The 8,809-nt window shown below is 60.8% G+C and carries 8 protein-coding genes; 6 read left to right on the top strand and 2 right to left on the bottom strand.

The genetic code is table 11. The features are described from left to right. Nucleotides 1–73: 73 nt before the first annotated feature. Both ACP7BV_RS25075 and ACP7BV_RS25070 read right to left on the bottom strand, forming a co-directional pair. Complete coding sequence (locus tag ACP7BV_RS25075) at nt 74–1,408, bottom strand: diguanylate cyclase (RefSeq protein WP_426107610.1); 1,335 nt, start codon at nt 1,406–1,408, stop codon at nt 74–76. A gap of 184 nt (nt 1,409–1,592) precedes the next feature. Then, nucleotides 1,593–1,988, bottom strand: a complete 396-nt coding sequence (locus ACP7BV_RS25070; protein ID WP_426107609.1) for a hypothetical protein — start codon at nt 1,986–1,988, stop codon at nt 1,593–1,595. An 80-nt stretch (nt 1,989–2,068) separates the two neighbouring features. Between ACP7BV_RS25070 and ACP7BV_RS25065 the strand changes: the two genes are divergently transcribed. The 6 genes from ACP7BV_RS25065 to ACP7BV_RS25040 all read left to right on the top strand — a co-directional run bounded on the left by ACP7BV_RS25065 (nt 2,069) and on the right by ACP7BV_RS25040 (nt 8,749). Further along, the gene (locus ACP7BV_RS25065; RefSeq protein ID WP_426107608.1) at nt 2,069–2,653 is read left to right on the top strand and encodes a TetR/AcrR family transcriptional regulator; all 585 of its coding nucleotides are present in this window, start codon (nt 2,069–2,071) and stop codon (nt 2,651–2,653) included. Continuing rightward, the gene (gene map / locus ACP7BV_RS25060) at nt 2,650–3,483 is read left to right on the top strand and encodes a type I methionyl aminopeptidase (protein ID WP_426107607.1); all 834 of its coding nucleotides are present in this window, start codon (nt 2,650–2,652) and stop codon (nt 3,481–3,483) included. The genes ACP7BV_RS25065 and map overlap by 4 nt, the downstream gene beginning before the upstream one ends. Nucleotides 3,484–3,588: 105 nt before the next feature. Further along, nucleotides 3,589–4,761, top strand: coding sequence for an acyl-CoA dehydrogenase (locus ACP7BV_RS25055; protein WP_426107606.1), 1,173 nt, complete (start codon nt 3,589–3,591; stop codon nt 4,759–4,761). Nucleotides 4,762–4,920: 159 nt separating this feature from the next. Further along, nucleotides 4,921–5,268 carry a GFA family protein gene (locus ACP7BV_RS25050; RefSeq protein ID WP_426107605.1) on the top strand — a complete coding sequence of 116 codons (348 nt, stop codon included), beginning with the start codon at nt 4,921–4,923 and terminating at the stop codon, nt 5,266–5,268. Between the two features lie 73 nt (nt 5,269–5,341). Next, a complete protein-coding gene (locus ACP7BV_RS25045) occupies nt 5,342–5,734 on the top strand; it encodes a VOC family protein (protein WP_426107604.1) in 393 nt (130 codons plus the stop codon). A gap of 96 nt (nt 5,735–5,830) precedes the next feature. Further along, nucleotides 5,831–8,749: a PAS domain-containing protein gene (locus tag ACP7BV_RS25040; RefSeq protein WP_426107603.1), complete on the top strand. Its 2,919-nt coding sequence runs from the start codon at nt 5,831–5,833 to the stop codon at nt 8,747–8,749. The last annotated feature ends 60 nt before the right edge of the window (nt 8,750–8,809 follow it).

Raw genomic sequence — 8,809 nt, 5'->3', positions numbered from 1 at the left:
CATCCGAACTACGGTCAGCGCCAAGCGATGCCGAAAAACCGTAAGCGCGATGGAGATTCATGCAACATTCGGGCTAGTGCTGCGAACTTTTGCCGTGGCCGGAGGGTGCGACGCATATCTGGTTGCGCCCGCCCTCCTTTGCTTCGTACAGCATGGCGTCGGCGCGCAGGAACAGTTCGTTTTCGCTCTTGTATTCGGGATAGGCCGCCACCCCGCCGCTGAAGGAAAAGTGGCGCGTGTCGCCGGGCTTGACTTCAAACGGGATCGCGCAAAAGGCCTGGCGCATGGCGTCGAGCCGGCGCCAGCCCTCTTCGAGCGTGCAATCCCAGAATACGACGACAAACTCCTCGCCGCCAAAGCGGCTGAGCAGGTCGCGCTCGCCGATGTGCGGCGCCAGCGTGAGCGACAGGCGCTTGATGACGATATCGCCGAAATAATGGCCCCAAGTGTCGTTGATGGTTTTGAACTTGTCAATATCGACAATGCCAAACGCGAGCGGACGCGCTTCGCTGGCCGCCTGGCGAATCAGTTCCTGCGCTTTTTTCTGCAGGCCGATCTTGTTGAGCAGCCCGGTGGCGCGGTCCTTGCCGATCAAGTCCTTGTTGACGCGAATCTTGTTGGCGCGGTTGATCAACTGCGCGGCCAGCACGTCGGGGTCGGTCATCAGGATGATTTCGTCAAAGCCGCTGGCCAGCGCGCTACGGGTCAGGGCCGCGTTCGGGTGGCGCTGCAGCATCGTGATTTCGCGCACGGGATCGGCTTCAATGTTCTTCTTGAGAACGCGCACCAGCGATTCCGTTCGCTCATACTCGGCGTCGGTAATGAGCACCAAGTCCGGCTGCAATTCCTTCACGCGCAAATGCAGCGTCTGCGAGTCGCCGTGGTGGATCACTTCCACGCGCGCCTGCAACAAGGCCGCCTCATCCAGGCCAACCGGTTCGCCCAGGTACACCAGGCGCACCAGGTCGCCGCGCTTTTTCTGGACGAACAAGGTGAACAATTTGTCGACCAGCACGTCGTTGGCAATCGGCTTTTCCGCATACGCGAGGCAATTGCTGTCGACCAGGCGCTGCTGCAGCAGGTAGCGGCCACCCTGGCGTACTGTTTGCAGGTAGACATAGCTTTGTTCGCTCGGCAGGCGCTGCAGCAATTCGCCCAGCATCAAGGTCTTGCGGCTGTCGTGCATGTCGGCCTGCATGCTGTGCAGGGCGTCAAGGTCGATGACGAACAGGGAGTTGCCGCGGTCGCCTTCGACGGCCATGACAAAATCTTGCACTTCGTTGAAAAAGAGGATGTCGAAGTCGTATTTATGCGCGCATAGCAGCAGTTCAGCCTGGTTGTCCTTGATGAAAAAAGTCTGGGACAGCAGCATTACTTCGTTCTTGTAGAGCGGCGCATCATTTGTCATGTTTCGTCAGCCTTCATTGCCTTGGTGGGTTAATCGCTCACTACATCACCATACACAAGAATGCCGATCTTCGCTGTACTAAAGATGGGTTCGCATTGTTGCCAAAAAAACCCGTGTTTTCACCAGGAAAAACACGAGCCGGCCGGCGGCTGTCAGACGCCGCGGCGAAAACTTTCCCGTACCGTTACTTGGTCATCGACAGCGCGTAGTTACCGGCGCCGCTGTAGGAATACACGGTGACCCGGTAGTAACCGGCGCTGGCGGGATACGTCACCGACTCCGACGACGTCGGCGACGTGCTTTCTGCAACTTTCAGCCAGGCGCTGTTGGTCCCGCGTTCCAGCCTCAGTTCGAAGTCGGCGCTGGCCGGCGCGCTCAAAGTCGCCTTGATCGTGCCCCCGGCGTACTCGAACCATGGCGATGGCAAAATCACCGATTGCCCGGCAGACAGGTAACCGGTGAAGGTCTGCGCCGGCGGGGTAACGGGCCCGTTGCCGACATCGAACCAAACCGTCTTGGCCCGATCGCCATTTGCGTGCCCATGTTGCTGATCTGGTAGCGTGGAGAAATCGAGTGGCATCGTGATTATGCGTGGTATCGGTAGTGCAGGAAATGGTGATCAAACCTTGACCATTCAAATAGAATTGCTATTCTATTTGAATGGTCAGACTAGCAAAATACAACGAAGACAGCTTCATCGACAGCGCCATTAACATCGCCGCGCAGTGCGGCATCGGCGCGCTATCAATGGCGTCGATTGCCTCCAGCGCCGGCGAGCCGATTGGTTCCCTATATCACCGTTTCGATTCGCGCGGCACGGTGCTGGCGCGCGCCTGGCTGAAGGTCCGGGCCGATTTTCGCGCGCACGTCTTGCCACATTGGGAGTCGGGCAACACGTGGAGCGCGGTCGAAGCGCTCTTGCAATGGTGCCGCAGCAAGCCGGCTTACGCGCGCTTCATGCTGCAATCGGATGCCGCGCCGGACTTCGGCGAACTGTCGGCGCAACTGCACGCACTGGTCGAACAAGACCAGGCCGACTACGATGCCGCCTTTGAGCGCTGCGTACAAACCCTGCCGCCGCACTTGGCAAATCCCGGCAATATTGTTCACTTCATCCTGATCGGCGCGCCGGTCGCGATCGTCAAACCTTTCCTGAGCCAGGAGCAAACCATCCCATCCTGCATCGATGGCATGTTGCGCTCATCGCACGATGCTGTGTGCCACTGGGCAAGTTCGTCCCGATGAAGCAAGCCATCCCAAGCGCGCAGCGCTACTCCCTGCAGACCGACAACGGCAAAAAGATTCCCTTGCATGACGAGGCTGGCCTGGCGTCGATGCGCGCCGCGTGCCGCGTTGCGGCCGACACACTCGACATGGTCGCCCCGCATGTCAAAGCGGGCGTTTCAACGGCGCACCTTGACGCCTTGTGCGAAGCCTTCATGCGCGCAGCCGGCAGTATTCCCGCCACCATCGACTATCACGGCTACCAGCACGCCAGCTGCATCTCGGTCAATCATGTGGTCACGCACGGCATCCCGTCGGCCACCAAGCTGCTGCGGGCCGGCGATATCGTCAACATCGACGTTTCACCTTTGCTCCGTGGCTGGCATGGCGACACCAGCCGCACTTTTCAAGTCGGCGCGGTGTCGATCCTCGCCCAGCGTCTGGTGGGCGCCACCTATGAGGCGCTGTTTGCCGGCATTGGCCAGGTGCGTCCGGGCGCCACGCTGGGCGACGTTGGCGCGGCAATTGCGGCAGTGGCGCGCGGGCACGGCTTTTCGACGGTGCGCGACTTTTGCGGCCATGGCATCGGTCGCGTATTCCACGACGCGCCCCAGGTCTTGCACTACGGCCGCGCCGGCACCGGCATCGTGCTCGAGCCTGGCATGATTTTTACCATCGAGCCCATGCTTAACGCCGGCAGCCATCACGTCAAAGTTTCGTCCGACAAGTGGACCACGGTAACGAAAGACCATAGTTTGTCGGCACAGTTTGAACATACCGTTGCGGTTACCAATAGCGGCGTCGAGGTGTTGACATTGTCGGCGGACGAGCGCAACAAGGCCTTCTGCTGAAACGCGCGCTTCAATGCCGGGGCGTCAGGCCCAGTGCACATTTTGCAGCATTGACGTCCGTCTGCTTTACACTAGCGAGTTGGCAACCGCTGCTCTCGACTGATCATGATTACCGACTCCTCTTGGAACCACGCCCCTGCCACCCTGTCCAAGCAAGACAGTGAGGCGATCGCGGCGCATGCCGCCGCGTCCGATCAAACCGGCATGCTTGCCCCGGAACTGCAAGCCTTGCTCCACGCCCGCGGCTGGCTCAGCATGCTGGCCCCGGCGGCGGCAGGCGGCGCCGAGATGGCATTGCCGGACGCGGTGCGCCTGGAAGAAGCAATTGCCAGCGTTGACGGCAGCACCGGCTGGCTCGTCACGCTGTGCGCGGGCGCCGGCTGGTTCGGCGGTTACCTAGCGCCCGATTTCGCGCGCGACGTGATTGGCACGCCGGCCGTGTGCGTGGGCGGCAGCGGCGCGCCGACCGGGTACGCCGAACGCGAAGGCGACGGCTACCGGCTCAGCGGGCGCTGGGACATCGCCACCGGGACGCCGATGGCAACCCACTTCACGCTCAACGCGATGCTGCGCGAACGCGGCGTGCCACTGCTGGACCGGAACGGCGCGCCGCGCGTGCGCGCCTTTATCGTGCCGGCGGTAAACGTCCAAGTGCACCCAAGCTGGCACAGCATTGGCCTGCGGGCGACGGCCTCGCACAGTTTCAGCATGGACGGTGTCTGGGTTGCCGCGCGCCACGCGTTCGACATCGCGCCCGACCATGCGACGGCGCCAGGTCCACTGTACCGGTTCCCGTTTCTCACGCTGGCGTTCGTCACGCTGGCGGCCAATGTGGCGGGCATGGCGCTGCATTTCCTGCGCCTGGCCGGGCCGCTGATCGCACGCCGGCGCCATCCACTGTCCGGCTGCCTGCTGGGGGAACTGCCGGCGGTCGTGGAGGTCATACGGGAGCAAGAGCACAGTGTCGCAGAAGCGCGAGCCCATTTTTATCGCCTACTCGACAATATGTGGAGCGCGGTCTGCGCCAATGCGCCAGTCGATGCCGGCGTACTGAACGCGGCGTCGCTGGCCTTGGTCGATGCCGCGCGCCACGCTGTCGACACGCTGTATCCTTATTGCGGACTGTACGCGGCAGATCAACGCAGCGACATCGGCCGCGTCTGGCGCGACCTGCATACGGCCACGCAGCACGCGATGCTGGTGCCGTTGCCAACGGCGCCGGCGCAAACAAGTCAGCACATCCGGGCCATTGAAAATGGGCTTGTGCAAGCGGTCTAGAGCAAGCGGTCTAGCGCAATGGGTCTAGCGCAACGGGTCTAACGCAACGGGTCTAGAGCCAACGTATCGCCTGCTTTCGGGTCGACGTACTTGCTTTTTTCAGGAGGAATTTTGTCAACGCGACTAGCATCATGCAGTTGTGGCCAGCTAACGGCCCATGTGACGGGCGATCCTGTCCGCATCTCCATTTGCCACTGCCTGGCTTGCCAGCGCCGCACTGGCAGTCCCTTTGCGCATCAAGCAAGGTTTTTGCGCAAAGAAGTCAAGGTCACCGGCCAATCAACCCAGTTCATCCTCACCGGCGATGAGGGCACGCGCGCCAAGTTCCACTCTTGTCCCGGCTGCGGCGCCACGGTCTATTACGAGCCTGAGGCCATGGAAGCGTTTTTGGCGATTCCCGTTGGCGCCTTTGCCGACCCATTATTTCCTCCCCCGACCGTTTCCGTCTACGAATCGCGCATGCACGGCTGGGTTGTGCCGCCGCGCGACCCCGAGCACTTCCCGTAACGGGCGGCATCACTGTATTTGCATTATCATTTCGCACAGACCCGGGGAACCCCCTCCGGCACAAGGAGATAGCATGTTCAGTCACGTCATGGTCGGTTCGAATGATATCGAAAAGTCAAAACAGTTTTACAACGCCGTGCTCGGCGTGATCGGAGCAGGCGAACCGTACCGCAACGAAGCGCCTTCCGGTCAAGTCCGGCTTTTCTACCGGCACGAGGGAAGTACCTTTTGCATTAGCGAGCCCATCAACGGGGAAGACGCCACGTTTGCCAATGGCGGCACCATTGGCTTCAAGTGCAGTTCGCCCGAGCAAGTGCAGCAATTTTACGACACGGCACTGGCCCACGGCGGGCGCTCCATTGAAGACCCGCCGGGCCTGCGCGAGAGCCCCATGGGCACCATGCACCTGGCCTATCTGAGGGATCCGGACGGTAACAAGCTGTGTGCGGTCTGTCGCTCCAAATAAGGGCGTGCTGCTGAACGCGCAAGCGCGGGGACGCGCCCGCTTGCCGACAGCCTGATCCGTTGCGACTCATTTTTCACTTGTATGGAAGAATGAGGGATGACTAAAAGACCGAATTTTTCCGCGCTCTTCGATGCGTCGCCCTATCCGTACCTGCTCATCGATACGCACTTCGTGATCATCGGTGCGAACCCGTCGTATTTACAATCGACGGGGCGACATGCCGACGACATCTTGGGAAAAAATATCTTTGATGCATTTCCGGTCAACCCAGCGGACCCGGATTCGACCAACCTGGAGGAAGTGCGCCTGTCGATCGAGCGCGCGATTGCCACACGCGCGCCGCATACCAGCGCCCTGCTTCGCTATGCGGTGAGCCGTGAAACGCCGGAGGGCACCGTATTTGACGAGCGCTACTGGAGCGCGGTCCACACCCCGGTCCTGGACGAGAGCGGCGCGGTTGCGTTCATCATGCAAAACGCGATCGACGTGACCGACTTGTACCGCTTCGATGTCACGGCCAAAAAGTATTACCTCAAGCAAGATGCCAACGCCGTGCCGGACGTCGCGCAGCTAAACCGGCCCCAGATGCATGAAGCGATGACGCGTATCCTGAATGCGGAGCGCAGCCAGCTGCAAATATTGTTCAATCAGGCGCCGGGATTCATCGCGGTGCTGACCGGCGCTGACCATACGTATGAAACGGCCAACGAAGCTTACTACCAGCTGATCGGTTACCGGAACATCATTGGCCAGAGCGCAGCGACAGCACTGCCCGAGCTGGCAGGCCAAGGTTTCGACCAACTTCTCGACAGCGCCTATCAAACCGGCAAGCCGGTTGTTTTGCGCGAGCGAAAGATCACGCTGCAACGTGAACCCGGCGGCCCGCTGGAAGACCGGTATGTCGACATGCTTTACCAACCGATCCGGGGCCAGGACGGACGGGTGACCGGTATTTTTGCACAGGGCAATGACGTCACCGGCGCGTACCAGGCCAAGTGCGCCTTGTCCGAAAAAATCGCGCAACTGGAAGAAGCGCAGTCCAGCCAGGCTTTTCAGCTGGAACTGGCCGATCGCATCCGCCAACTTAGCAATCCCGACGACGTGACCGCGGCGGCGTGCGAGCTGCTGGGGCGAAAACTGCATGTCTGGCGCGTTCTGTATGCGGAAGTGGACGACGACCGGGGCGCCATTTTGACCCGGCGTGGCTGGACGGCAACGGGAGGCGAAGGTGTGACACAACAATGCAAGACAATGGATGACTTCAGTCCCGCTGTCATCGCGTCACTGCGCAGCGGGAAAATCGTGGTCATTGACGATGTGGTGCAAAAAAACGAGACGGCCAAGCACCTGGACGCATTGCCGCACAGCGGTGTGCGCGCCGAGCTGCTGTTGCCACTCGTAAATGCGGGAAAATTGACGGTGGTCCTGGTGATCGACAGCGCCGCCCCGCGCGTCTGGCGCGACAAGGAACTGCGCATGGCGCAGGAAATGGCCGAACGCACCTGGTCGGCAGTGGAAACGGTACAGGCGCAAATTGCCTTGCGCGCCGAGCGCGACCAGAGCCAGTACATTTTTGACGGCATGGTGGAAGGCTTTGCCGTCCTGGACCGCGACTGGGCCATCCGGCGCATGAATGCCGAGGGCTTGCGCATTACCCAGCGTTCAGCCGCCGAGGTAATCGGACACAACCATTGGGATGTCTTCCCCGAATTCAAAGGCACCGTCACCGAAGAAGCTTACCGCCGCGTGATGCAGACCGGGATAACTGAAATCATCGAGCTATTCTATATCCGGCCAGACGAAAAGCCATCGTGGATGGAAATACGCGCGCATAGTTCACTGGATGGCGGTATCGCATTTTTCTTTCGCGATGTTACCGAGCGCAGGTTGGCGCAGGAACAGCTGACCATTGCCGATCGGCGCAAGGACGAATTCCTGGCCATGCTTGCCCATGAGCTGAGAAATCCCCTGGCCCCGATCGGGGCGGCAGCGCAGTTGTTGCAACGAGCAAAGCTCGACGACGCCCGTGTACGCCAGACCAGCCAGATCATCGGGCGCCAGGTGGACCATATGACGCACCTGATCAATGATTTGCTGGACGTCTCGCGCGTGACAAGAGGCTTGGTTACGCTGGACAAGGCGCCGCAGGATATCCGGCATATCGTCGCCGAAGCCGTGGAACAGGTGACGCCGCTGATACAGTCCCGGCGCCACCGCCTGGCCTTGTTCTTGCCTCCCGAGTCGACCAGGGTGGAAGGCGATCAAAAGCGGCTGGTGCAAGTGTTCACCAATATCCTGAACAATGCTGCCAAGTACACCAACGAGGGCGGCAATATCGTTCTCAAGACGGACGTGCAGGACGCGCGCGTGCTGGTGCAGGTGACTGACGATGGCATTGGCATGTCGGCCGACCTGGTCGAGCACGCGTTTGACCTGTTCGCGCAAGCCGAGCGCACATCGGACCGCTCCGCAGGCGGCCTGGGGCTTGGTCTGGCGCTTGTAAAAAGCCTGGCCGAACTGCACGGTGGGACCGTGACCTGCAACAGTGAAGGCATCGGCAAGGGGAGCACGTTTACTGTTTGCCTGCCGCGCCTGATGACGCAAGATCCGCAGGAAGACCATGCCTATGGCAGCAATGTGAGCGCGCCGGACGCCAAGGCCTTGCGAATTCTGATTGTGGACGACAACGTCGATGCCGCCTTGATGCTGGCGATGCTGCTCGAGGCGTCAGGCCATCAAGTGATGGTCGAATATGGCGCGCGCGCAGCCTTGGCGCGGGCCAAGGCGGAGCGGCCCGACGTCTGCCTGCTCGATATCGGCTTGCCCGGCATGGATGGGACAGAGTTGGCGCGGGGCATGCGCCTGATGCCGGAAACGGCCGGCGCCTTGCTGATTGCCGCCACCGGCTATGGACAAGAAAGCGACCGCCAGCGCACCATGGCGGCCGGGTTCAACCATCACCTGGTCAAACCGCTGGATATGAAAAAGCTGTTTTCCATACTTGAACAGGTTTGATTGCGCGAAGCAGTGATGGCCTCCTGCATTCTCAGGCGAAAGTAAAAGCGCGGCCTCGCC

The organism is Massilia sp. TSP1-1-2 (genome assembly GCF_049896185.1).
In the GTDB taxonomy this organism is placed as follows: Bacteria; Pseudomonadota; Gammaproteobacteria; order Burkholderiales; family Burkholderiaceae_D; genus Telluria_A.
The sequence above is the reverse complement of the archived record's forward strand: the minus strand, read 5'-3'. Positions and strand labels throughout refer to the sequence as shown.

Excerpts from the sequence above, each read along its gene's own strand:
- ACP7BV_RS25075 (WP_426107610.1), bottom strand. The coding sequence starts at position 1,408 with ATGACAAATGATGCGCCGCTCTACAAGAACGAAGTAATGCTGCTGTCC.
- ACP7BV_RS25070 (WP_426107609.1), bottom strand. The coding sequence starts at position 1,988 with ATGCCACTCGATTTCTCCACGCTACCAGATCAGCAACATGGGCACGCA.
- ACP7BV_RS25065 (WP_426107608.1), top strand. The coding sequence starts at position 2,069 with ATGGTCAGACTAGCAAAATACAACGAAGACAGCTTCATCGACAGCGCC.
- map (WP_426107607.1), top strand. The coding sequence starts at position 2,650 with ATGAAGCAAGCCATCCCAAGCGCGCAGCGCTACTCCCTGCAGACCGAC.
- ACP7BV_RS25055 (WP_426107606.1), top strand. The coding sequence starts at position 3,589 with ATGATTACCGACTCCTCTTGGAACCACGCCCCTGCCACCCTGTCCAAG.
- ACP7BV_RS25045 (WP_426107604.1), top strand. The coding sequence starts at position 5,342 with ATGTTCAGTCACGTCATGGTCGGTTCGAATGATATCGAAAAGTCAAAA.
- ACP7BV_RS25040 (WP_426107603.1), top strand. The coding sequence starts at position 5,831 with ATGACTAAAAGACCGAATTTTTCCGCGCTCTTCGATGCGTCGCCCTAT.